Below are 24,450 nucleotides of genomic sequence, written 5' to 3'. Positions count from 1 at the left end.
TTTTATTTACCAATTTTTTTTAATTCTATATTTTTTGCGTTTATTACTTTTTTACCTGCATTTTCAAAATTGACAGTAACCTTATCTTTTATGATTGATTGTACTTGTCCAATACCCCAGTCTTTATTCTCAGGATTAGTGACTTTGTCACCTGGTTCATAATCTAAAATCATTTAATTTAACTTATATTGTAAATCAGTATAAATACCACCTAATGAATAAAGAATTAAACTCTATCGGAATTGACAAAAAACCTGAAGATACAACAGTCGTTGTTGCAATGTCTGGTGGGGTAGACTCGTCAACTGTAGCAGGAATTATGAAAAGCGAAGGTTATAAAGTTATAGGAATAACTCTTAAACTTTATGATGATGGAAAAGAAGTAGCGCAATCTAAACAGTGTTGTTCAGGTCAAGATATAATGGATGCAAAACGTGTTGCTCATAAATTAGGTATTGAGCATAAAATTTTATACTATCAAGATAAATTCAAGCAAGGAGTAATAGATAATTTTGTTGATAGTTATTTAAAAGGTGAAACTCCAATTCCATGTGTTCAATGTAATCAAACGGTAAAGTTTAAAGATTTATTTGAAGTATCAAAAGATCTTAAAGCAGATGCATTAGTTACAGGACATTATGTAAAAAATATTACATCAAATAACACCAATAATATGTACAGAGCAATTGATGAAAATAGAGATCAAAGTTATTTTTTATTTAACACAACAAGAGAGCAGCTAGATTATTTAAGATTTCCATTAGGTGGAATGTTAAAAGATAAAACAAGAGAAATTGCTAAAGAGCTAGATTTAAATGTAGCTGATAAACCAGATAGTCAGGACATTTGTTTTGTGCCTAATGGAGATTATGCATCAGTAATTAGAAAATTTAGACCGGACTCTTTTCAAAAAGGGAATATTAAAAATTTAGATGGAAAAGTAATTGGTGTTCATGATGGTATTATTAATTTTACAATTGGACAAAGAAAGGGAATTAAGGTTTCAGATAAAGAAGCTTTATATGTTTTAAAAATAAATTCAGATAAAAATGAAATTATAGTAGGACCCAAAGAAAACCTTGGAAAAAAAGAAATATCTTTAAAAGATTTAAATTTATTAACTGATAAAAAAGACCTTGATCAAAATATATTTGTAAAGGTTAGATCAACAGGTAGTCTTCTTGAGGCAAAAGTAGATTTAAAAGATAACAATACTGCAAATGTTCATCTATTAAATCCTGAGGATGGAATATCTCCAGGACAGGCATGCGTATTCTATAGCAAAGACCAATATGGTCATAGAGTTCTTGGCGGTGGTTGGATTAAAGAATAAAAGAATTACTTCTTCTTATTTTTTCTTTTTGCTCTTCTCTTTTTGGAGCCTTGTTTTCTTCGACCCCTATGTTTCTTCGGATAACTCATTTAGTCCTATTTATTAATTTATTGACGTTTTTTACGGGATATAGCATTGTCTTTTAAACATATCAAATTTTATTATGAGTAATTCTTTTAAAACATTTTTAAAACATACAGCGAAAGACTTTCATAATCAGTCTGTTAATCCACCAATTGTACGAGCATCAACGATTATTTTCAAATCGATGCAAGATATTAGAAAAACTCAAGACAAGGCAAAAAAAAACCCAACAGGTGGACATTTTGATTATGGCAGACAAGGAACTTCTACGACTCATATTTTGCAGCAAATTTTATCTAAACTTGAAGAAAGTTATTTTACTTTTTTAACACCTACTGGGTTTGGAGCGGTATTCCTTGCAATCTTCAGTGTTACAAGACCTGGTGATGAAATTATTGCAGCTGATCCAGTTTACAGTCCAACAAGACTTTTGACACAAGATTTTTTAAAAGAATTTAATATTAAAACAACTTTTTATGATCCACATGATCTTAAAACACTAGAAAAAGCAATTACCAAAAAAACAAAATTAATTTTTGTGGAAAACCCAGGAAGTAACACTTTTGATTTTCAAGATTTAGGGAAGATTGTCTCCATCGCAAAAAAACATAAAATTTTAACAGCAATTGATAATACATGGGGAACTCCATATTTTTTAAAACCTATTAAACTCGGTTTTGATATGGCAATTGTTTCAGCAACAAAATATTACTCAGGTCATTCTGATGTAATGGGTGGAAGTTTAGCGGTTAATAAAAAGGTATTTCCAAAAGTAAAAGCAACTGAAAGAGTTACAGGTTTAAGATTAGGACCTGATGATGCTTATTTAATTACAAGAGGATTAAGAACTTTAGATGTAAGATTAGATAGACATAGAGAAAATGCCAAAAAAGTAGCAGAATTTTTATCTAAATTTAAAAATATAAAATTATTGTATCCATATAAAAAAGACTCTTACAATTTTAGAATGTGGAAAAAATATTATTCAGGCGCTTCAGGTTTAATGGGTTTAAGAATTAAAGCCAAAAGTGAAAAGGCAGTTGTTAAATTTGTAAATAATTTAAAATTATTTGGACACGGTTACAGTTGGGGAGGGTTTGAAAGTTTGGCTTTACATCAAAATGTTAGAGAGCAAGGAAATAGAAGTTATCTTAAATTAGCAAAAAACGAGTACATAGTTAGACTGCATATTGGTTTAGAGGATCCTACAGATCTTATAGCTGATATAAAACAAGCTCTCAAAAGTCTTAAATGAAATCAGAAAATTTTACTATAAGTAAAAAAGCTTTAATTACTCTAATAGCTGCATCGATAGTAGTAATAATTTCTTTAGGTATAAGACAGACTTTTGGTTTGTTTTATTTTGATTTCAATACTGACTTAGATATTTCTATTTCTCATTTTGGATTTGCTATGGGATTGCAGTTATTACTCTGGGGAGTATTTAGTCCATTATTTGGTGTAATTACTGATAAGTATGGAGGAGCAGTTGCAATATTTATTGGTTTTGTTTTTTATTTAGTTGGAGTTTTATTTTTTTATTCTGGATTTAATACCGGAAGTTACTTTACTTTAACTATTGGAGTAATGATAGGAATTGGATTAGGTTCTACTGCAATAGGCATTCCTGTATCAGTTGTAGCTAAGCATTTTCCGGCATCTAATAGAACTATTGCAACAGGTATTGTTACATGTGCAGGTTCTTTTGGATATTTTGTTTCTCCTTTGCTCGTAAGATATTCTTTAGTTGAAACAGGTTGGGAAAATACTCTTTTATACTTTTGTCTTCTTTTAGGAATTGGTTTGGTAGTATCTTTATTTGTTAGCACTCCAAAAATACCAGTTGGTGTTAATAAAGATAACAATCAAACTGCAAGAGAAGCCCTAAGAGAAGCATTTGCAAATAAAAGTTTTATCTATCTTACTTTAGGTTTTTTTGTTTGTGGTTGGCATATTGCTTTAGTAGCAACACATATTCCAACTTATATGGCAGACAAAGGTTTGCCTGACTGGACACCTGCAATGGTGCTAGCTTTAATTGGTGTATTTAATATGGCAGGTACAATTACGAGTGGTTATTTAGCAACAAGGTATAGTAAGAAAAAAATATTAAGTGCAATTTACCTATTAAGAGGAGTTTCAATTATTTATTTTATTTTTTTACCACCAAGCATATTTAATTCTGTCGTCTTTGGAGTTACTTTTGGATTTTTATGGCTATCTACAGTTCCTCCAACAAACGGAATTGTGGCCCATATATTTGGCACAAAATATGTTGGACTTTTATATGGAATAGTTTTCGTAAGCCATCAAATTGGTTCTTTCTTAGGAGCATACCTAGGTGGTGTATTTTATGAATTAAATGGAAATTTTGACTATGCATGGTACGGATCTATCGCATTATCATTATTTGCAGGTCTGATACACTTACCTATAGTAGAGAAAGCAATTGAAAGAACACAGCCAGCATAAACTTAAATTCAATCCTTACTTAGAGGATCTGTATCAATCAGATAAGCCTTTAATAATTTATAAAGTAGATGGTGGATACAATATTTATACTGATTTTTCTAAAAAGATCGTTTTAACAAAAAAAAATATATATAAATTTCTTAATTCCATCGAGAAAAAAAAGTTTAAAAAAGAAACAGATTTATATCTTGGTTTTTTTGGTTATGAAATTTTATGTAATTTAATTGGTATTAAATTAAAAAATAAAAAAAGAATAAATTTTTATAAAGGAATTTTTTATAAACCTGAGACAATAATTAAAATTAGAAAGGATATTAAAGTTATATCTAATATCAAAAAACATACCTTCAATTATCAATTTAATAAAACGCAAATACTAAGTCCTTTCAAGATTAATATTTCTTATGCAAAATATAGAAAAATATTTGAATTATTTTCAAAAAAAATAAGACAAGGAGAGACCTATCAAATTAAAATTTGCACAAAATATAAAAATAAATCTTTAATCAATCCTGTTAATTTTTTTTGGAAATTAATGCGAGTTAATTCTTCACCAGAGTCATTTATGATTAAAGATAAGGATTACTCTATAGTAAGCTGTTCTCCTGAAACATTAATAGATAAAAAAAAAAATAAAATAATCACCAAACCAATAGCTGGTACCTTTAAGAAAAAATTATTATCAAATAAAAATATAGCTCTTAGGTATTTTAAAAATAATGAAAAAGAAACCAAAGAACACAACATGATTGTTGATATGGAAAGAAGTGATTTATCCAAAATTTGCAAACCTGGAAGTGTAAAAATACTTAAAAAAAAATATGTTGAGGAATATAAGCATCTTTTTCATTATGTGACTTCAATTGGGGGAATATTAAATAAAAATACGAAATTGATCGATATTATTCAAGCAATGATGCCAGGTGGATCTGTAATTGGTTGTCCTAAAATTAGAACTTTAGAACTTTTAAATAATCAAGAAAAAGAAAGTAGAAATATTTTCACAGGGAGTTTTGGATTTATTAAATTTAATCAAGATATGAAGTTTAATATTATAATTAGGTCTATATTAAATTATAAAAATCAATCAGAGATTTCAGCTGCGTCTGGAGTAGTGCTGGATAGCTCACCAAAAAAAGAATTTAACGAAAATTATATTAAAGCAAAATCTTTATTGGAGTTATTTAAATGATTTACATAATTGATCATCAAGACTCTTTCACTTGGAATGTTGTTCATCAATTTGCAAAATTTGATAAAGTAATTTGTTCAAACTATTATGAAGTAAATGAAAGATTGCTAGATAAAAGTGATGTGATTGTTTTATCTCCAGGACCTGGGTCACCAAAGGATTATCCCACTACTTCAAAAATCTATAAAAAATACAAAGGAAAGAAAAAAATTATTGGTATTTGTCTTGGATATCAAATGATTTTACATAATGAGGGAGGCAAAATAATACAACAAAAAAAAATTTACCATGGTTTTCAATCTAAAGTAAAAACAAATAATCAAAGTAAAATTTTTAAAAACAATCAACAGTTTAAAGTAGGAAGATATCATTCATTAAAATTAATGGAGCCATTTAAATCAAATTCCATTAAAATAACTATGAGATGTAGTAAAACAAAAATACCAATGGGCCTTGAGGATAATCAAAACAAAATATACGGATTTCAATTTCATCCAGAATCTTTTTTAACAGAAAATGGTAACACTCTTATTAAAAAAATCTTATCAGCTTAGCAATCTTAAAGAAGTTCCTTTTAAAGACCTTTGGGGGTCTAGAGGTGTATTTACAACAATGCGGATGGTTGGAAATTCTTCAAAGTTAATACTGCTAAAACCTCATATTGAAAACTTAATAAAATCTACAAAAAAATATGGCATAAGAAAAAAAAATTTAAAAAGTATTATTTTAGATCTAATTAAGAAAAATAAACTCCACAAAGGTCCTGATAATTTATTTAGAATTGCACTCAATAAAAAACTTATATCTATATCCATAAGAAAAAGACCAAAACTTAAAAAAAATTTTAGTCTTGTATTATTTAGATATAAAAGAGTTGAGCCAAATTATAAAAATCTTTATTACAAAAAAATTTTAGCAAAACTTAGTAAGGTTGACTCATCTAAATTTGATATTGCTTTAGTTGCTAACAATAAAATTTTAGAAACTGGTACTTCAAATTTAGTTTTTGTTAAAAATGGAAAAATATTTTCTCCAAAAAAGAATTGTTATTTTGGAAACACACTTAAGTTCATAAGTAAAAAAGTTAAAATTACTTTTAAAGATGTATCAATTAAAGAAATTAATGATTATGAAGAAATAATTCTTATTGGATCAGGAAAGGGAGTTACATCAGTATCAAAAATAGATGAATTAAAATGGAAAAGTCGAAATAATGTTTCCTTTAATAAACTTAGAAAAATATATAATACTCTAATTTAAATATGAGAGATCCTAACAATCCTTGTTTATTCTGTGATTCAAAAAAAAGCGGTATTGCTCATGAAAATGATCTTGCTTATGCAAGTTACGACTCATATCCTGTTTCTGATCACCACTGTTTAATAATTCCTAAGCGTCATATTAAAGATTATTTTGACATGACAAATGATGAATTGATTGCTTGCAATGATCTTATCCAAATAGTTAAAAAAGAAATTCTAAGTAAAGATGTTAATGTTAAAGGATTTAATGTTGGTACAAATGCTGGTAAAATTGCAGGTCAGTCTATAATGCATTGCCATATACACTTGATACCAAGAAGAGAAGGTGACGTTGATAACCCCCAAGGTGGGGTAAGATCAGTAATTCCTAATAAACAACATTACAAACGTAAACCATAAGTTGTTATTAATGACAATATTGACCAATAGTTTTAGTTGAACTCTTTATTTAACTAGACTAGAAAATCTCAAACTAACTTTATAAATAATTAAAAATTATGTTATCTACAAATCCTTTTTCAATTTTAGCTGAAACTGTTTCACCTTTTGCAATGCAAAGTTTCATAATTGCTATGGTAATTTTGATTGCAGCAGGAACAATTATACAAATGATTGTTCACAAAAACGTTACTTATTTTTTTAATAATGCCAAAAAAGCGAAAGCTAATGCTGTTAAGGAATTGAGTTCAGGAGAAAGAGCATCAATTATCGCAAAGACAACAGTTTATGATATCGGCACAACTGCAGAACTTGGATTTGGAAAAAGAAGACTTGCACATGTTCTTGGTATGTATGGAACAATATTATTTTGGGTTGCATCAGCAGTTTTAGTATTTTGCTACACAGGAGCTGATAAACCTACTTCATCTACGTGGTCAATGATTTGGCATGTAGGAGCAATACTTACATGTGTTGGTGGTTATTGGTTTTGGTTTTTTTTAAGAGTAGATGTATCTGCGGAAGCGCATCCTTGGTACAGAATAATTAAAGCTGATTTATTTGTATTAGCTTTATTAGCTTGTTCGACTTTTGGTTTGTTGTGGTCTTACACACAATCTAATGGTCAAGCAGGTTTATCTTATTTATTTTTAACTTTATTTGTTCTTTCAAATTTAGTTTTATTTGGAGGAGTTTATTGGTCTAAATTTGCACACATGTTTTATAAACCTGGTGCAGCAATACAAAAAAACTTAGCAGAAGCAGATGGTTCTCGAGATAACTTACCACCTCCTGCTGACGCGCCTGAACAGTTTGGTTTAGGTATTAAAAGAGAACAACCTAAACACTATTAATATGATGAAATTAAAAAAGGAGAATAAATAATTATGTCAACTTTTGTATACATGACAAGATGTGATGGCTGTGGTCACTGTGTGGATATTTGTCCATCAGATATTATGCACATAGATGAAAATATCAGACGTGCAAAAAATATTGAACCTAACTTTTGTTGGGAATGTTATTCATGTGTAAAGGCATGCCCAAATCATGCAATTGATGTAAGAGGTTATGCTGATTTTGCTCCTATGGGTCATAGCGTTAGAGTTAGAAGAGAAGAAGAAAAAGGAACAATCTCATGGAAGATCAAATTTAGAAATGGAACAGAGAAAAACTTTGTTTCTCCAATTACCACAAAACCATGGGGTAAATTTATTCCAAAACTTGCTGAAGGTGACAAACCAAACCAAGGTGAAATTAATTCACAAAGACTTTATACTGAGCCAGAAGGTTTAAATATTGATGGTGAATTACCATCAGTGCCAAAAGAGTCTTTTAAAAAAGGAGTTTACTACTAATGGCTAGACATAAGACACATTACGAGGATTGCGATATTTTAGTTGTTGGTGGTGGTATGGCTGGAACAGGTGCAACGTTCGAGGCTAGACACTGGGGAAGAGATATGAAAATTGTTTGTGTAGAAAAAGCAAACATAGATAGAAGTGGAGCTGTTGCTCAAGGTCTTTATGCAATCAATTGTTACATGGGAATGCAATGGGGAGAAAATCAACCTGAAGACCATGTTAGATATGCAAGAAATGACTTAATGGGAATGGTTAGAGAAGATTTAGGTTACGACATGGCTAGACACGTAGACTCTACTGTTCACATGTTTGATGAATGGGGTCTTCCAATGATGAAAAATGAACAAACTGGAAGATATTTAAGAGAAGGTAAATGGCAGATCATGATTCATGGTGAAAGTTACAAACCTATTGTTGCTGAGGCGGCAAAAAAATCTGCTGACAAAATTTATAATAGAATAATGATCACTCATTTACTTATGGATGAGTCTCAAGATAATAGAATTGGTGGAGCTGTTGGCTTCAACATGAGAACAGGTGATTTTCATGTTTTTAGAGCAAAAGCTGTAATAGTTGCAGCTGGTGGTGCTTCTCATATCTTCAAACCAAGAGCAGTTGGAGAAGGAATGGGTAGAACTTGGTACGCTCCTTGGAGTAACGGTTCAGCATATGCTCTTCCTATTGCTGCTGGAGCTAAAATGACACAAATGGAAAATAGAATTGTGTTATGTAGATTTAAAGATGGTTATGGGCCTGTTGGAGCTTATTTCTTACACTTAAAAACATATACTCAGAATGCTAATGGGGAAAATTATGAGAAGAAATGGTATGACCAAACTAAAGAGTTAGTTGGCGAATATATAGATCATCACCCAACACCTACTTGTTTAAGAAATCATGCTTTTATACAAGAAGTTGCTGCTGGTGGTGGACCAATTCACATGGTTACAACTGAAGCTTTCCAAGATCCACACTTAGAAACAGTTGGTTGGGAGAATTTCTTAGGAATGACTGTTGGTCAAGCTGTTGTATGGGCGTCTCAAAATATTGACCCTAAATATACTAATCCTGAATTAACAACTTCAGAACCATATGTTATGGGTTCACACGCTACTTGTTCAGGAGCTTGGGTAAGTGGTCCTGAAGATTTATCTCCACCAGAATATTTCTGGGGTTATAACAGAATGCTTACAATTGATGGGTTATTTGGTGCTGGAGACACTGTGGGTGGAAGTGCTCATAAGTTTTCATCTGGATCTTTCACAGAAGGTAGATTAGCTGCTAAAGCTGCTGTTAAGTATATCGAAGATAAAAAAGCTGAAGGAGTTAAGGTTTCAGACAAACAATGTGAGGATTTCAAAGCTATGGTCTACAAACCACTTGAAAACTTTACTGTTGCGCAAAACGAAATCACTGGTGGAACTGTTTCTCCTAGCTATATATCACCAATCCAAGGTCTACAAAGACTACAGAAGATTATGGATGAATATGTTGGTGGAATTACGTCTAATTATATGACTAATGGTAATATGTTGAAAAGAGGCCTTGAATTGCTTGAATGGCTTCAAGAAGATCTTGAGCATGTTGGTGCAGAGGATTATCACCAATTGATGAGAGCTTGGGAATTGAAACATAGAGCTTTAACTTCTCAGTGTGTAACTGAACATACTTTATTTAGAGAAGAAACTAGATGGCCTGGATACTATTATAGAGGAGATCATATGAAACTTGATGATGATAATTGGCATTGTCTGACAGTTTCTAGAAGAGATCCTAAAACTGGTAAATTTAGTATGGAGAAGGTTCCTGTCTACCATATCGTGGATGAGAACGAGAAGAAAAAAGCTTCTTAAGATACTTTAATTAGAAATAGATAAGTTATGGATATTTTATCAAAAAAAGATGATGAAATATATGAGTTGGCTAAACCTATTTGGTTCAACCTGGTAAAATCATCAAACCTTAAAGATTATGGTGGATTTACTAGAGATTTTTCAACTCAGATGCTTTTTGGAGCTAATGAAGTAGAGCTTGGAAAACAATGGGCTAACAATAAGCTTATCACCAATCTTCACGAAACGTTTGAGCCTTTTGGGTGTCTTAGAAGAGGAGAGCATATAACCATTCTGATAAAACAGACCAATAAAGAAATTCCAGGAGAATTTTTGGGAAGGTTAGTTTTGGGCGTTGAGGATGAAATGGTTAAAGTTTTTGGCGCAACGATCTATTAGAAAAAAATTTATCTAATTTTAAAATAATATTTGACAATTTGTTCTCTGGGTGTATTGACGCACTTAATGCAAATTTCTAACGTAAAAATTTTCAATAAACTAACTAGCTTAAAAGTTTCTTTAATGAAAACAGGTATATTTTTAAGTCTAGCTGCTTATTGGGGAGTTATTATAGTTGGAACTTTTATTACTTTTAACTAAGTTGTTTTTGAACAATTTATTTATTTAAATGGATGTATTTTTACCCATCGCTCAAGTTTTTGTTAATCCAATAGAAATTTTAATATTAAGCGCAATCGTTGGTGTCCTTTCTGGATTATTTGGAGTGGGTGGAGGTTTTTTAATGACACCTTTTTTAATTTTTTTAGGCATTCCTCCTGCTTACGCAGTTGCAAATGAAGCAAACAATATCTTAGCTACATCAGTTTCTGGTTCAACAACACATTATCTAAAAAACACTTTAGATTACAAAATGGGTTTAATGATTGTCATTGGTGGCGCTATAGGTACCTCATTAGGAATTTTTACCTTTTCTTATTTTAAAGGTATTGGAAAAATTGATACCGTAATCTCTTTAGCTTACATGTATATTTTAGCAATCATTGGATCTTTAATGTTGGTCGAAAGTCTTGGTGAGATTGATAAAGCCAAAAGAAATATTTTAGTTAAAAAAAAATTACATGTTCATTATTGGATCCATGGTCTTCCTTTAAGAATGAGATTTCCAAAATCAAAATTATATGAAAGTATTTTTACCCCAATAGTTATTGGTTTAGTAGTTGGTTTTATTGCTGCAATAATGGGAATAGGTGGAGCATTTATATTAGTGCCGGCAATGATTTATATAATTAAAATGCCAACTAAACTTGTTCCCGGAACTTCATTATTTGTTACTATTTTTGTCAGTGTAATTGTTACTTTCCTGCATTCATTTAATTATGGTTCGATTGATTTACTTTTAGTTTTTCTACTTGTTATTGGATCAATAATTGGTGTTCAGATTGGACAAAAATTAGGAGAGAAAATTGATAGCTCAGGATTACGAGCATTGATGGCTATTTTGATTTTAGCAGTTGGTATTGCAATTGCTTATGATTCATTTTTTGCAGATCATGATACAAATGCAACAACCACTTCTGCAATTTCGGATTTAAATTTTTTCTCACAATTTATTTTAGATTTTTCTAATGAGATGCCATTCTTTTATGGATTATTTTCAATTATGTTTGCAATATTTTTAGGTGTAGCAGCAGCGTTTATTAGAAGATTTTTTTCAAATCTTAAAAAACAAATTTTGTTGAAATCTTAATTGAATAAATAAAGATATAACTCAATAGTCCCCAAACAAACAATTCCAACAGTAGCCATTCCAATAAATCCTACCACAAAAGGTTTATACCCCATATCTTTTATATCTCTTAAATTGGTAGACATACCAATTGCTGCCATTGCCATTGTTAGGAATATTTTTGAAAAAGACTTAATGCCATCGACAGTGTTAAACCAAAGTTCACTGTTGTTTGAAATAAAAAGTTGATCACCAACATTTCGAACAATAATCATTGCAACAAACCCAAGAACAAAATAGGGAAAAATATCAATTATTGAGTATTTTTTTTCCTTAGCTTGTCCTCTATTATAAAGATAAGCAAATAATGGTATCATTATAATCAAAAAAGTATTTCTGATTAGTTTAGTAACTGTTGCTACATTTAAAGTCTCTGGACTATTGAATTGCTGATCATAGATCAATCCTGCGGCTGCTACTTGCGCTGTTTCATGTATAGAAGTTCCTAAAAACAAACCGATTAGAAGTGGTTCACCATCAAAATAAAAATTTGCAAAGTATGGGTAGATCAACATTGAAAGAATTCCAAACAAAGTGATGTTTGCAATTGCGTAAGATATCTCATTTTTTTTGGCACCAATTACAGGTGCAGTTGCCATGATTGCTGTTGTTCCACAAACTGTGCTGCCAATTGATATTAAATAAGCCATTCTTGTTGGGATTTTTAATTTTTTAATTAAAAGTTTAATTACTGCTAATACACTTACAATACAAATTACAATTAAAGGAATAGCAATTGCACCAAATTCAAGAAACTCAAAAGGTTTTAATTGAATACCTAAACAAATTATTCCAAGTTTTAAAATATTTTTTTGAGTAAAATCTAAACCCCTTTTGAAACTTTCTCTTATTTTAAAAATGTTTCCAAAGAACATTCCTAATAGGATAGCTATCATTGCAGTGGATATAGGACTTTTTTCGTATTCTAATAATTCAATACCAATAATATTATTAAAGCCTTGAGACAATGTGTAGAGAACAAACGCAAGTATAATACCAGGTAAAAGTACCAGGTACTTATTTTTAGTCATAAAGTAGGATTTTTAATTAAGCACTTCTGTAAAGCTTAGTCATTACAAATTCTCTATGACCTAAAGCTTCAGCACAAGTTAACCTTCCATTAGCTGTTCTAATAGTTGCTTTAATTAGTTCATCACCAGCTTGATCCAAATTCATTTCTCTAGAAAGTATTTTAGAAACATCGCAGTCGATATGTTCTTTCATGCTGACTGCTGTTAATGGATTGGCTGTTAATTTTACAACTGGTTCAATTGGGTTTCCAATAATATTTCCCTGTCCTGTTGGGAATAAGTGAATATTAAAACCACCTGCAGCTTGTAACGTAACACATTCTGCTGCAGCTGAAGAAGTATCCATAAAATATAACCCTGGACCTTTTTGTGGTTCTTCAGCAGGTGTTAAAACATCTACAAATTGTCTTGATCCTATTTTTTGGAAATTACCAAATGCTTTTTCTTCAATTGTAGTCAGTCCTCCAGCAATATTTCCAGCAGTGGGTTGACTTTCTGATAAATCATCTGTTGCTTCTTTTAAAATGAAATCATTGTATTCATTCCATGTTTTTTTAAACTTTTCTTGTGCTTCTGGAGTTTTACCTCTTTTTTCACAAACAGTTTCAGCACCTGTAAGTTCTGAAGTTTCACCAAAACATAAATGAACTCCTAATGGCTCTAATTTATCCATTAAATTTCCAACTGTTGGATTAGATGCAAGACCTGAAGTAGTGTCAGACTCTCCGCATTTTACTGAAATCCAAAGATCACTTATTGGACACTCTTCTCTTTGTTTTTCAGAAGCCCACATTGAAAATTCTTGAGCTTTTTTTGAAGCTTTCATGATTGTTTCAATGTCACCAGCACCCTCAATACTAAAACCTTCAACAGGTTTTCCAGTTTTTGCTACTTCATCAACAATTCTTTTAGTCCATTTAGGCTCAATACCAATAATTATAGCAGCAGCAACATTTGGATTTTTTGCTGTACCTATCATTGTTCTAAAATGTAATTCTAAATCAGCACCAAACTGCAATCTTCCATACGAGTGAGGTAACGCAATTGTGCCTTTAATATTGTTTGCGACAGCTTCAGCACAAGCATTTGAAATATCATCAACAGGCAAAATGATTACATGATTTCTTGTTCCAGCTCTGCCATTTTCTCTTTTATAACCTAAAAAACTTTTTGGGATTTCCATATTACTACCACTTCTTTGTTTTAACGTTGTGAACGTGTACGTGTTCACCTTTTTTGATTGATTTGACTACTTTACCAATATCATGACCATATTTAATAATAGTGTCACCTTCATTTAAATCGCTCATAGCAATTTTGTGTCCTAGAGGGATTTCATCTTCAGATTGAATGTTAACTGTCTTGTCATTTTCCATAATCCAGCAAGAACAGTCCTGTTTCGGAGTGATTTTTTCAATAACAACTACTCCTACGTTGTCTTTTTCGTCGTGTATAATGATGTCTGTAGCCATAATGTTGTGTCGAATTGTTTGTTTGAAATTTAGAAAATCTTATATATTAATCGCGAAAATTGACAAACGAATTTTATAAATTCTTAATAATTATACTTTAGAGGGGTTCTAGTCTTATGACAAAAATGACAACAGAAGAAGCTTTTGTAAAAGTTTTACAAATGCATGGTATCGAGCACGCTTTTGGAATTATTGGTTCTGCTTTTATGCCAATATCAGATATTTTTCCTGATGCAGGAATTACTTTTTGGGATGTAGCCCATGAAACAAATGGTGGTTTAATTGCTGATGGTTACACAAGAGCTACAGGTAAAATGTCTATGGTCATTGCACAAAATGGACCAGGAATTACAGGACTAGTAACTCCAATTAAAACTGCATATTGGAACCATACTCCTCTATTGTTGGTAACACCACAAGCTGCAAATAAAACTATGGGCCAAGGTGGTTTTCAAGAAGTAGAACAAATGAACCTGTTTAAAGATATGGTTTGTTATCAAGAAGAAGTTAGAGACCCATCAAGAATGGCGGAAGTTCTAAACAGAGTAATTGAAAAAGCTATAAGAGGCTCAGCCCCTGCACAAATAAACGTTCCAAGAGATTATTGGTGCCAGGTTATTGATATTGATTTACCACCAATTGTAAGATTAGAAAGACAAGGTGGAGGTAACGACGCTGTTTCTAAAGCTGCTGATTTATTATCTAATGCAAAATTTCCAGTAATACTTTCAGGTGCTGGTGTTGTTATTGGTGGAGCTATTGATGCTACTAAAAATCTTGCTGAAAAATTAGATGCACCAGTATGTTCTGGTTATCAACATAACGATAGTTTTCCAGGAAGTCACCCACTAGCAGTAGGACCTTTAGGTTATAATGGTTCTAAAGCTGCAATGGAATTAATTTCAAAAGCTGATGTTGTTTTAGCACTAGGTACAAGATTAAATCCATTTTCAACTTTACCAGGATATGGAATTGATTATTGGCCAAAACATGCAAACATCATTCAGGTAGATATTAATCCTGATAGAATTGGTTTAACTAAAAAAGTAACAGTTGGAATTAGTGGTGATGCAAAATTAGTTGCGGAGCAAATTTTAGCAAAACTATCTTCAAACGCTGGAGATACTGATAGACAAGCTAGAAAAGATTTAATTCACCAAACAAAATCTGCATGGTTACAAAAACTTTCAAGTTTAGATCATGAAGATGATGATGAAGGAACAGTTTGGAATAAAGAAGCTAGAGAAAGAGATTCAGATAGAATGTCACCAAGACAAGCTTGGAGAGCAATTCAATCTGGTATGCCTGATGACGTAATTATTTCAAGTGATATTGGAAATAACTGTGCAATAGGAAATGCTTATCCTACTTTTGAAAAACCAAGAAAATATTTAGCTCCAGGTTTATTTGGACCTTGTGGATATGGATTTCCATCAATATTAGGTGCAAAAATTGGTTGTCCTGATACTCCGGTAATTGGTTTTGCAGGAGATGGCGCTTTTGGAATTAGCATGAACGAAATGAGTTCATGCGCTAGGGAAGAATGGCCTGCAATTACAATGGTAATTTTCAGAAATTATCAATGGGGTGCAGAAAAAAGAAATACTACTCTATGGTTTGATAACAATTTTGTTGGAACTGAGTTAGACCCTGAATTAAGTTACGCTAAAGTTGCTGATGCATGTGGTTTAAAAGGTGTAACTGTTAGAACAATGGAAGAAACAACAAATGCAATCAAGCAATCTTGTGAAGATCAAAAGAAAGGAATTACAACGTTTATAGAAGTAATTCTAAACCAAGAGCTTGGAGAACCATTTAGAAGAGATGCGATGAAGAAACCGGTAAGAGTTGCTGGTATCAACAAAGCAGATATGAAGAAACAACCTTCATTAAATTCTTAAAATCTTTTAAAAATTTATCAATTATCGTAAAGTCACTTCATGGAAGTGACTAACGATAATAGCTGTAGTTGGATTAATGACCTTAATCCAAGAACAAACATCAAGTCTCTTCTATCAAACGATGAGTGTGATTGGTTAATAATAGGGGCTGGTTACACAGGTCTGTCTGCTGCAAGAAAATTAGCTCAAATAAATTCAAATTTAAAAATTATACTAGCAGATGCCCAACTAGCAGGTGAAGGTGCTAGTGGAAGAAATTCTGGTTATTTGGTTGATACAACTTTGAACGATGGTTTTACATCAAATAAAGAACTGCAAAATTACAAAAAGAAAGCTGACATTTATTCATTAGGAATAGATGTAGTAAAAAAATTTATTAAAGAACATCAAGTAGATTGTGATTGGAATGAATGTGGTAAATATTTTGCTTCATCAAAAGTTGAAGATAAAAAAATTTTAGAAAATTTTTCAAATACATTATCTAAGTTAGGCTTTGAACACAGCTTATTAGGAAACAAAGAATTGTCTGAAAAATTAGGTACTAGTTTTTATAATATCGGACTTTACACAAAGGGTGGTATTCTAATACATCCAGGAAAATTAGTTAGAGCAATGGTTGATGCTCTTCCTACTAATGTTTTTTTGTATGAAAATTCTTGTTTATTAAATTGGAATAAAAATAAAGATTTCATTTTTTGTACTTTCAAAAATGGAAAAATTAAATCAAAAAATATTATTTTTGCTACGAATGGTTTCTTAAAATCACTAGGGATAAAATCAAATTATAATTTTCCTATTACATTAACTGCGAGCATGACAAGAAGATTATCTGATGAAGAATTTAAATCTATTGGTGAACCAAAAGAATGGGGCGTACTACCTGTAAGGCCAATGGGTGCAACAATTAGAATGACAAAAGATAGAAGAATTTTGATAAGAAATACAGCAGAAGTCCATAATCCATTTGGTATGTCAAATTCCACTCTTAAAAAAAGATCTTTCAATCAGAAACTTGGAATACAAAAAAGATTTCCACAATTACCCAATGATATAATTAAATCATCTTGGTCTGGAATAGTATCAAGAACAAGGAATAGTTCTCAAATATTTGAAAAAATTGATAGTAATATTTTTGCCGCTGGTTGTTATAACGGTTCAGGTATTGGTGTAGGAACTTTATTTGGTGAACAAATTGCTCTTAAAGCGATTAATGAAAGTACTAGTGAAATAAAAACAATAGAAGCGAGGAATAAACCTACTTGGTTACCACCGCAACCATTTTTAAATTTAGGAATAAAAACTAGATTAGTTTATGAACGTTTGAGAGCTAAATCAGAAATCTAATTAATTCTAATTTTTTGATTTATCACAAGAACAGCACCAATTATTAAAATTGGAAGACCCAATACTAGATCATATTGCCATTCTAAATTTTCAAATATTGTTGATATAATTAATGCTAAAACGGGCATTACAACACCAACATAACCAGCTCTTCCAGGTCCAACTTTTTCAAGTAACTTTAAATAAGATACAAAAGCAAATATTGAACCAAAAATTGAAAGATAAAGCAGTGAAGAGATGTAGCTAAAACTAGGTTCAAATAATAATTCAGCTCCTCTAAATTTTGTAATTATCAGTGTAACAATTGAGCCATAAAACATAGCATATGCTATTGTTTGTATTGGAGGAAAATTATTATTTAAGTTTCTTTGGTGAACCATATTACCTGTTGATGCACTAAATGTTCCAATCAAAGCTAGAAACAATCCTATATGAGTTCCTTCGCTAAAACTAAAATTGAAAATTTCATCATTAAAAATTATCAAAATACCCACCATACCAATTGATGCTCCAATTAAAGTTTTTATAGAAGGCTTCTTTTTAAAATAGAAGGTTTCACCAACTATATTCATTATTACCACAGTTGAAAATACAATTGCTGGAAAAGCACTAATTAAATAAGTGTTAGACAAATAGAAGAAAACATAATTCACCGAATACAAGCAAATTCCAAAAAACAAAAACCAAAAATGCTGATTAATTGAAAATTGTAATTTTTCTTTTTTAATTATTAAAAAAATAAAGATTATAAATGAAGCAATTAAAAATCTATAAAATACAGATACCAGTGGATCAACATAGCCTAATTGAAATTTAATTAGATACCAGGTGGGTGACCAACAAAAAAGAGTGATTATAAAAAGAAAAATATTATTCATGATTAGCTAATTTTTACACACGTATTCTATGAATAAAATTATCCTTCTGATTATAATATTATGAAATAACCGCTCTTACAGACCCAAGTTTATCAATTTTTGCTGTATATGTTCCTTTTTTTATAATAGGCACAACCCCAACTGTGGATCCTGTAAAAACATAAAAATCTTTGTCTAAATTAATTTTATCTTTTTTAACTTTATTTAAAACAAATCTTAATGAATTTATTGGATTTACATAAACAGCATTTGTGTTTCCATCTACACTTTGCTTAGCTTTTTTATTTGAAATATTTGTTTTTAAATTACCTATGTTAATTTTTTTAAATTTTTTCTTTTGACCAATTAAAAATTTAATATTTCCTCCAAAGTCACTACTTAAATCTCCAAAAGAAGTAATACCTTTTCTTTTTTGCCTATATCCAACTACTTCGATACAGGGTGCCATGTGTGAAATATATTTAGTTACGTTACTATTTGTGAGCTTGCCTTTTGAAGTGAAAAAAGTTTTTTTGATTAAATAACAAACTTCAAGTTCGATCCCTAAAGCATATTTATTTATTTTTACTTTCTTTCCACTTTTTATTAAGTTTTTTTTGAAAACAGATGCAATAAAAGGCTCTTTTTCTTTTAATTTTTTCATTAACGGAATGCCAGTTCCACCAGCTTTAAAACCTATTGTTGGATCTTTTATTTTGCTTTCACATAATTTTCTAAATTTGTCAGCCTCAGTAAGTTTTTTTGTAAATCTACTAGGTATGGAAGAGATAATTTTATTATTAAGAAAAGCATTAACTAATTTATCTGAAATTTTATCTTTAAGTGTTTTTGTCATAAGAATATTTAATTTATTTTTTTGATGTTTGATTAATAACAAATATTCCTGAAGTTGTAATTATTATTGCACCTATAATAGTAAATAAATCCGGAACATCATCATAGAAGAAAAATCCAAAAATTATTGCCCAAAAAATTAAGGTATAATGAAATGGTTGTATTATGCTAGCTCTTGCATTTTTAAGTGCTAATATTTGGAAGTATATACCTAATGAAAAAAATAAACCAATTGGCACAAAGAAATATAAAGAATTAAAATTAACAGGTTGCCAAAAATTAAACGCCATTATTGAGGTTATTACAATCCCAACTAAAGAAGAGTAGAACAAGGATACTTCAGGAGTATCATATTCAGTTATTTTTTTTGTTGCGATTTGATAAAGACCAAGAAAAAAAGCTGCTAGCAATGGAATAAAAGAATTTACACTAAATACATCAGATGCAGGTCTAATAATTATTAAAACTCCAATAAAACCTATAAAGATTGCTATCCAAGTTTTGATTGATACTCTTTCATTTAAAATAAATACAGATAATGCAACTATAATTATAGGTGCTAGCGCACCTATACTATGAGCGTTCGCTAAAGACAAGTGTTTAAAAGATAAAACAAAAAAACCAGATTCTAAAATAGATAGTAGACTTCTTATAATTTGAAGTTTTAAATTATTAGATCTATAAAAATTATTATTGTTAGCTCTTTTTGCTTCTATCAAGCCTAACAAAAGCACAAAAGTATATTTGATAAATAATAATTGAAATATAGAGTAATGAATAACTGCAGTTTTTTGAATTGCATCAAGGATTGAAAATGAAAAGTAAGCAATTATCGCAAAAATAATTCCCAGTGTTTCTCTTGATTTAAATTTCATTTTTTTTGTTTTAATTTTATTTCAAGTTGTTATTGATTCATTCAGGCTGTCATGGATTTTGTATTACTATATTTTGTTATAGCAAGTTTTTTAATAGTGATAGTGCCTGGCCCCACTGTTAGTCTTATAATTGCTAATTCTTTAAGATCTGGTGTAAAAGCAGGATTATTAAATGTTTTTGGTACCCAAATTGGCGTTCTAATTTTATTATTTTTATTAGCACTTGGATTTGAGATAGTTTCTCCTTTTCTAGAAGCGATCATAAATTATGTAAGAATTCTAGGTTCAATTTATTTAATTTCACTTGGAGTAATTACAATTAAATCAGATATTGATTTAAACAAAACTCAAGCAACTAAATTTGAAAAAAAATATTTTATCCAAGGATTAATAGTGATTTTAACTAATCCAAAAATATTCTTGTTCCTTGGAGCATTTATTCCTCAATTTATTAATATAAATGAACCTGTTAGCTATCAGATAATTTATTTTGGAATTATCTTTATAATTGTAGCTACAATATTTGATAGCACATATGCATTTGTATTTGGCAAGTTTAGAGAATTCATAGCATCAAAATATTTAAAAGTTTTAAATAAAATTGGCGGATTTATATTAATTCTTGTTGGTATTTGGATGTTTTTTTATTAATTTTCCAAAACAGACATTGGGTCCAATCTAGTTTGAAACCAATTAATTCTAAAATCAAGATGAGGTCCAGTTGATCTACCTGTTGATCCTACTGTTCCAATAATATCTCCTTGATTAATTAAATCTCCAACAGAAACTAAAACATTTTCTAAATGCGAATATATTGTTGAGATGCCATGACCGTGATCCATAATTACTGTACCGCCTGTGTAATATAAATCATCTTCAGCCATTGTAACTTTTCCTGAGGCAGATGATTTAATCATAGTGCCTTGTTTTGCAGCTATATCAATTCCGTAATGTGGCCATCTAGGTTTACCGTTTAAAATTCTTTGACTACCATAAACACCACTAATTATTCCTTCAACAGGCATTATAAATTTTTGCTTAAAAAATTGTAATTCAGAATTAATTGTTCTTGCTTCACCAATTGCATTATTTTCTTTTTTAATTCTTTTATAGACTGACTCGGGTGGGGTTACTTTGCTTTCTTCTAAGCCATCTATTCTTTGAATATTGTATTTTCTTTTTAAAACTTTTTTGGTTATTGTAGATTTTTTTCCATCAAAGATTTTTGTAAAAGTAAGATCATATTTTTGATCTCTATCAATACCAAAAACAAAAAAACCATCCTGTGATACTCTTACCTCTTTTTTTCCAACAATTATTTTAGCATCAGGATTTGTCTTCCCTAAAATAAAATGACCTTGTAAGAATTTACCTTGAAATTCTATTGCGTTTGCAGTTGTAAAAAAAAAGAAAAATATTAGAAAAAATCTATTTATTACTGAGCTGTCCATCCACCATCTATTATAATTGATGTTCCAGTTATCATTGAGGAAGCAGGTGAGGCTAAGAAACAAACTGTTGTTGCTACATCACTTTCAGTTGCTGCTTTTCCCATTGGAATATTTCCAAGCGCTAGTTTTTTAAATTTTTTATTTTTAAAAAAATTTTTAACCATTGGAGTTTCTACAAACGTAGGAGCTACTGTATTAACTCTTATATTTCTTTTAGCTAACTCTACACCCATACCTTTTGTCAAACCTTCAATCCCAAATTTAGTCATATTGTAAACATTTCTCCCACCCATACCTACATGACCTAATTGAGAAGACATATTAATAATAGAGCCAGGTCTCTTTTTATTTTTAAGCATTTTCTTAACTACTAATTGCGCAACATTAAATGCAGCTTTTAGATTTAAATCTACCAAGTAGTTCATACTTTTTTGTTTAATTTTTTCAAAAGGTTCAGGAATATTAGTTCCAGCATTGTTTACTAAAACATCAATAATTTTGATTTTTTCTAATTTTGTTTTTAGATCTTCATAATTCATTACATCGCAAGGAACTTTAATTACTTTACCTTTAATTTTTTTAATATCTTTTTCTAATTTATTTAAATCAGATGGAGTTCTGCTTAATGCTATTACTGTTGCTCCAGCTTCAGCTAGTGCAATAGAACAAGCTCTCCCAAGTCCTTTACCAGCACCAGTAACTAGTGCGTACTTATTTTTAAGATTAATTTTTTGAAGATACATTAAAAGAATATTATTTTAATATCTGTATAAATCAACTCAACAGCTACTATTAATATTGCCAATAACCCAACCCATGCAATCCATTTGTATTTTTTTATCCATCCAGAAATTAATGTTGCAGCAGTTGCCATTAAAACAATCGATAGAACCAATCCAAATACAAGTAATCCATAATGATCACCTGCAGCACCAGCAACACCCAAAACATTATCTAAACTCATTGTAAAATCAGCAAGTAAAACAGTCCAAATTGCTTTTAAAAAACTTGAGTTATCTACTTTTATATCTTCCTCTGAATCTGAGCCTTTGATTACATCAACATAAAGTTTGTAAACAATATAAAGAAGTAAAATTCCCCCAATAAGCCTTAGTCCTGTAATTTGTAACAAATAAGCTGTTAGTAACGTTAATATTATCCGTAATATTACTGCACCACCAATTCCCCAAAATATAACTTTCTTCCTTTGTTCAACTGGAAATTTTGAGGCTACCATTCCAATTATAATGGCATTGTCACCAGCTAACACTAAATCAATAAAAATTATTTGTGTTAAAATAGCAATTTGTTCAGGAGTAAAAAATTCTGCAAACATTATTGTTGTAGTATCATGTCAGCACCTTTTTCTGCAATCATAATCGTAGGTGCATTAGTATTTCCTGAAGTAATGTTAGGCATTATTGATGCATCAATAACTCTAAGATTTTCTATTCCTCTTACTTTTAATTTTTCATCGACTACTGACATCTCATCTTGTCCCATCTTACATGTACCAACAGGATGAAAGATAGTTTGTGCAAAATTTGATGCTTCTTTCACCAATTCCTCGTCATCATCAATATGAATACCAGGTCTATATTCCTCAGGTGTATATTTCTTAAAAGTTTCAGATTCCATTATAATTTTTCTTGTCAATTTTAATCCTTTAGCAGCAATCATTCTATCGTGATCAGTTGATAGGTAATTTTGTTTTATTTTTGCGTAAACACGCGAGTCTTTATCAACAATACTTACGTGACCTCTGCTTGTAGGTCTTATATTTGAAACAGTTGGAGTAAACGCGTGAAAATCATGATTTTTTGTAGCTCCCAAAGTATCCATACTCATCGGTTGAACGTGCCATTGTAAATCAGGTAATTCTAAAGAAGGATCACTTTTTGCAAACATACAAAGTTGACTTGCTCCCATAGTCATTGGACCACTTCTTTTAAAAACATACTCTAATCCGATAAGCAAATTTCCAAACAAGCTATTAATTTTTTTATTAAGAGATTTTAAACCGTTAATTTTATAAATAGGTCTTAACATTAAGTGATCGTGTAGATTTTCACCTACACCATTTAAATTATGAACCATATCAATTCCCAAATTTTTTAGTTTTTCTGGATTTCCAATTCCTGATACTTGCAATATTTGAGGAGAACCAATTGCACCTGAAGAAACTATAATTTCTCTGTTTGCCTCAGCTGTTTTCAATTCATTATCCTGCCAATACTCAACTGATTTTGCCTTTTTATTTTCAAAGTTAATTTTTTTAATATGAGCGTGAGTAATAATTGTTAAATTTTTTCTATGCTTAACAGGGTTTAAATAACCAACAGCAGTACTGCATCTAAATCCATCTTTTTCTGTTACTTGAAAATAACCACAGCCATGGTTGTCTCCTGTATTAAAATCTTTTGTTTTTGGTACACCAAATTCCTCAGCAGCGTTTTGAAACTCATCTAAAAGAGGAAGATGTATTCTTTGATCTGAGACTGAGAGAGGCCCACCAACTCCATGATATTCACTTTTGCCTCTTTCTTGATTCTCTGCTTTTATAAAATAGGGAAGAACATCATCCCAACCCCAGCCAGTATTTCCAAGCTGTCTCCAAATATCATAATCTCTGTGTTGTCCTCGTATATATAAAAGTCCATTGATAGAAGAGCTTCCTCCTAAAGTTTTTCCACGGGGATAACGTATTGAAATATTATTCATGCTTTCATCTGGTTCTGTCTTATAGCACCAGTCAGTATTAGGATTGTGCATCGTTTTAAAATAACCAACTGGAATATGGATCCATGGGTAATTATCTTTACCTCCAGCCTCAATCAAAAGCACTTTATGTGAAGGGTTTTCTGACAACCTATTTGCTAAAACACAGCCTGCAGATCCAGCTCCTAGTATAATGAAATCAAAATTATTCATAAATTAGAA

27 protein-coding genes are annotated in these 24,450 nt (G+C 30.5%); 16 read left to right on the top strand and 11 right to left on the bottom strand.

Translation table 11 applies throughout. From position 1 onward, the window contains the following. Positions 1-2: 2 nt before the first annotated feature. The gene (locus ACTTBK_RS03320; RefSeq protein ID WP_075506600.1) at positions 3-173 is read right to left on the bottom strand and encodes a DUF3553 domain-containing protein; all 171 of its coding nucleotides are present in this window, start codon (positions 171-173) and stop codon (positions 3-5) included. 41 nt (positions 174-214) lie between these two features. Between ACTTBK_RS03320 and mnmA the strand changes: the two genes are divergently transcribed. From mnmA to ACTTBK_RS03255, 13 genes are all read left to right on the top strand, one after another. Next, positions 215-1,333 (top strand): tRNA 2-thiouridine(34) synthase MnmA, encoded by a 1,119-nt coding sequence (mnmA, locus tag ACTTBK_RS03315; RefSeq protein ID WP_440618548.1) that lies wholly within the window; start codon positions 215-217, stop codon positions 1,331-1,333. Between the two features lie 163 nt (positions 1,334-1,496). Next, positions 1,497-2,672, top strand: coding sequence for a trans-sulfuration enzyme family protein (locus ACTTBK_RS03310; protein WP_440618547.1), 1,176 nt, complete (start codon positions 1,497-1,499; stop codon positions 2,670-2,672). Beyond that, positions 2,669-3,889, top strand: coding sequence for an MFS transporter (locus tag ACTTBK_RS03305; RefSeq protein WP_440618546.1), 1,221 nt, complete (start codon positions 2,669-2,671; stop codon positions 3,887-3,889). Before ACTTBK_RS03310 ends, ACTTBK_RS03305 begins: the two co-directional genes overlap by 4 nt. Then, entirely contained in the window at positions 3,867-5,081 is a 1,215-nt protein-coding gene (locus tag ACTTBK_RS03300) for a chorismate-binding protein (protein ID WP_440618545.1), read from the top strand. Before ACTTBK_RS03305 ends, ACTTBK_RS03300 begins: the two co-directional genes overlap by 23 nt. Further along, positions 5,078-5,635 carry an aminodeoxychorismate/anthranilate synthase component II gene (locus ACTTBK_RS03295; RefSeq protein WP_440618544.1) on the top strand — a complete coding sequence of 186 codons (558 nt, stop codon included), beginning with the start codon at positions 5,078-5,080 and terminating at the stop codon, positions 5,633-5,635. The genes ACTTBK_RS03300 and ACTTBK_RS03295 overlap by 4 nt, the downstream gene beginning before the upstream one ends. After that, positions 5,598-6,341: an aminotransferase class IV gene (locus tag ACTTBK_RS03290; protein ID WP_440618543.1), complete on the top strand. Its 744-nt coding sequence runs from the start codon at positions 5,598-5,600 to the stop codon at positions 6,339-6,341. Before ACTTBK_RS03295 ends, ACTTBK_RS03290 begins: the two co-directional genes overlap by 38 nt. A 2-nt stretch (positions 6,342-6,343) precedes the next feature. After that, positions 6,344-6,742 (top strand): HIT family protein, encoded by a 399-nt coding sequence (locus tag ACTTBK_RS03285; protein ID WP_440618542.1) that lies wholly within the window; start codon positions 6,344-6,346, stop codon positions 6,740-6,742. Positions 6,743-6,840: 98 nt separating this feature from the next. Then, complete coding sequence (locus ACTTBK_RS03280; RefSeq protein WP_075506607.1) at positions 6,841-7,635, top strand: adenylyl-sulfate reductase; 795 nt, start codon at positions 6,841-6,843, stop codon at positions 7,633-7,635. Between the two features lie 33 nt (positions 7,636-7,668). Continuing rightward, positions 7,669-8,139: an adenylyl-sulfate reductase subunit beta gene (gene aprB, locus ACTTBK_RS03275; RefSeq protein WP_075506608.1), complete on the top strand. Its 471-nt coding sequence runs from the start codon at positions 7,669-7,671 to the stop codon at positions 8,137-8,139. Next, complete coding sequence (gene aprA / locus ACTTBK_RS03270) at positions 8,139-9,998, top strand: adenylyl-sulfate reductase subunit alpha (protein ID WP_262589350.1); 1,860 nt, start codon at positions 8,139-8,141, stop codon at positions 9,996-9,998. Before aprB ends, aprA begins: the two co-directional genes overlap by 1 nt. Positions 9,999-10,025: 27 nt before the next feature. Continuing rightward, complete coding sequence (locus ACTTBK_RS03265; RefSeq protein WP_440618541.1) at positions 10,026-10,376, top strand: hypothetical protein; 351 nt, start codon at positions 10,026-10,028, stop codon at positions 10,374-10,376. 66 nt (positions 10,377-10,442) lie between these two features. Then, the gene (locus ACTTBK_RS03260; protein ID WP_440614490.1) at positions 10,443-10,577 is read left to right on the top strand and encodes a hypothetical protein; all 135 of its coding nucleotides are present in this window, start codon (positions 10,443-10,445) and stop codon (positions 10,575-10,577) included. Positions 10,578-10,605: 28 nt separating this feature from the next. Continuing rightward, positions 10,606-11,685: a TSUP family transporter gene (locus tag ACTTBK_RS03255; RefSeq protein WP_440618540.1), complete on the top strand. Its 1,080-nt coding sequence runs from the start codon at positions 10,606-10,608 to the stop codon at positions 11,683-11,685. Here ACTTBK_RS03255 and ACTTBK_RS03250 read toward each other — a convergent pair. The 3 genes from ACTTBK_RS03250 to ACTTBK_RS03240 are packed head-to-tail and all read right to left on the bottom strand — an operon-like array spanning position 11,682 to position 14,227. Further along, on the bottom strand, positions 11,682-12,755 hold the full coding sequence (locus tag ACTTBK_RS03250; RefSeq protein WP_440618539.1) for a YeiH family protein: 1,074 nt from the start codon (positions 12,753-12,755) through the stop codon (positions 11,682-11,684). The two genes, ACTTBK_RS03255 and ACTTBK_RS03250, sit on opposite strands and share 4 nt — an antisense overlap. A 16-nt stretch (positions 12,756-12,771) precedes the next feature. Beyond that, positions 12,772-13,938: a UxaA family hydrolase gene (locus ACTTBK_RS03245; RefSeq protein ID WP_075506613.1), complete on the bottom strand. Its 1,167-nt coding sequence runs from the start codon at positions 13,936-13,938 to the stop codon at positions 12,772-12,774. 4 nt (positions 13,939-13,942) lie between these two features. Next, positions 13,943-14,227 carry a UxaA family hydrolase gene (locus ACTTBK_RS03240; protein ID WP_075506614.1) on the bottom strand — a complete coding sequence of 95 codons (285 nt, stop codon included), beginning with the start codon at positions 14,225-14,227 and terminating at the stop codon, positions 13,943-13,945. A 116-nt stretch (positions 14,228-14,343) separates the two neighbouring features. On the opposite strand from ACTTBK_RS03240, the gene xsc reads away from it, so the two are divergent. After that, a complete protein-coding gene (xsc, locus tag ACTTBK_RS03235; RefSeq protein ID WP_440618538.1) occupies positions 14,344-16,128 on the top strand; it encodes a sulfoacetaldehyde acetyltransferase in 1,785 nt (594 codons plus the stop codon). A gap of 39 nt (positions 16,129-16,167) precedes the next feature. Continuing rightward, positions 16,168-17,472, top strand: coding sequence for an NAD(P)/FAD-dependent oxidoreductase (locus tag ACTTBK_RS03230; RefSeq protein WP_440618537.1), 1,305 nt, complete (start codon positions 16,168-16,170; stop codon positions 17,470-17,472). On the opposite strand, the gene ACTTBK_RS03225 is transcribed toward ACTTBK_RS03230, so the two are convergent. Genes ACTTBK_RS03225 through ACTTBK_RS03215 form a run of 3 tightly spaced genes read right to left on the bottom strand, consistent with a single transcriptional unit; the run spans position 17,469 to position 20,059 of the window. Further along, positions 17,469-18,350, bottom strand: a complete 882-nt coding sequence (locus ACTTBK_RS03225; protein WP_440618536.1) for a DMT family transporter — start codon at positions 18,348-18,350, stop codon at positions 17,469-17,471. The two genes, ACTTBK_RS03230 and ACTTBK_RS03225, sit on opposite strands and share 4 nt — an antisense overlap. Before the next feature lie 58 nt (positions 18,351-18,408). Next, the gene (locus tag ACTTBK_RS03220; RefSeq protein ID WP_440618535.1) at positions 18,409-19,185 is read right to left on the bottom strand and encodes a fumarylacetoacetate hydrolase; all 777 of its coding nucleotides are present in this window, start codon (positions 19,183-19,185) and stop codon (positions 18,409-18,411) included. Positions 19,186-19,198: 13 nt separating this feature from the next. Beyond that, on the bottom strand, positions 19,199-20,059 hold the full coding sequence (locus tag ACTTBK_RS03215) for a DMT family transporter (protein ID WP_440618534.1): 861 nt from the start codon (positions 20,057-20,059) through the stop codon (positions 19,199-19,201). A gap of 51 nt (positions 20,060-20,110) precedes the next feature. On the opposite strand from ACTTBK_RS03215, the gene ACTTBK_RS03210 reads away from it, so the two are divergent. Then, the gene (locus tag ACTTBK_RS03210) at positions 20,111-20,710 is read left to right on the top strand and encodes a LysE family translocator (RefSeq protein WP_440618533.1); all 600 of its coding nucleotides are present in this window, start codon (positions 20,111-20,113) and stop codon (positions 20,708-20,710) included. On the opposite strand, the gene ACTTBK_RS03205 is transcribed toward ACTTBK_RS03210, so the two are convergent. Genes ACTTBK_RS03205 through ACTTBK_RS03190 form a run of 4 tightly spaced genes read right to left on the bottom strand, consistent with a single transcriptional unit; the run spans position 20,707 to position 24,441 of the window. After that, on the bottom strand, positions 20,707-21,510 hold the full coding sequence (locus ACTTBK_RS03205) for a M23 family metallopeptidase (protein ID WP_440618532.1): 804 nt from the start codon (positions 21,508-21,510) through the stop codon (positions 20,707-20,709). The two genes, ACTTBK_RS03210 and ACTTBK_RS03205, sit on opposite strands and share 4 nt — an antisense overlap. After that, positions 21,495-22,253, bottom strand: coding sequence for an SDR family NAD(P)-dependent oxidoreductase (locus ACTTBK_RS03200; protein ID WP_440618531.1), 759 nt, complete (start codon positions 22,251-22,253; stop codon positions 21,495-21,497). Before ACTTBK_RS03200 ends, ACTTBK_RS03205 begins: the two co-directional genes overlap by 16 nt. Further along, on the bottom strand, positions 22,253-22,846 hold the full coding sequence (locus tag ACTTBK_RS03195) for a TerC family protein (protein ID WP_075506621.1): 594 nt from the start codon (positions 22,844-22,846) through the stop codon (positions 22,253-22,255). The genes ACTTBK_RS03200 and ACTTBK_RS03195 overlap by 1 nt, the downstream gene beginning before the upstream one ends. Beyond that, on the bottom strand, positions 22,846-24,441 hold the full coding sequence (locus tag ACTTBK_RS03190; protein ID WP_440618530.1) for a GMC family oxidoreductase: 1,596 nt from the start codon (positions 24,439-24,441) through the stop codon (positions 22,846-22,848). Before ACTTBK_RS03190 ends, ACTTBK_RS03195 begins: the two co-directional genes overlap by 1 nt. Between the last annotated feature and the right edge of the window lie 9 nt (positions 24,442-24,450).

This window comes from Candidatus Pelagibacter sp. HIMB1493 (genome assembly GCF_052047995.1).
Lineage (GTDB): Bacteria > Pseudomonadota > Alphaproteobacteria > Pelagibacterales > Pelagibacteraceae > Pelagibacter.
This window is presented reverse-complemented; position numbering and strand designations above follow the sequence as displayed.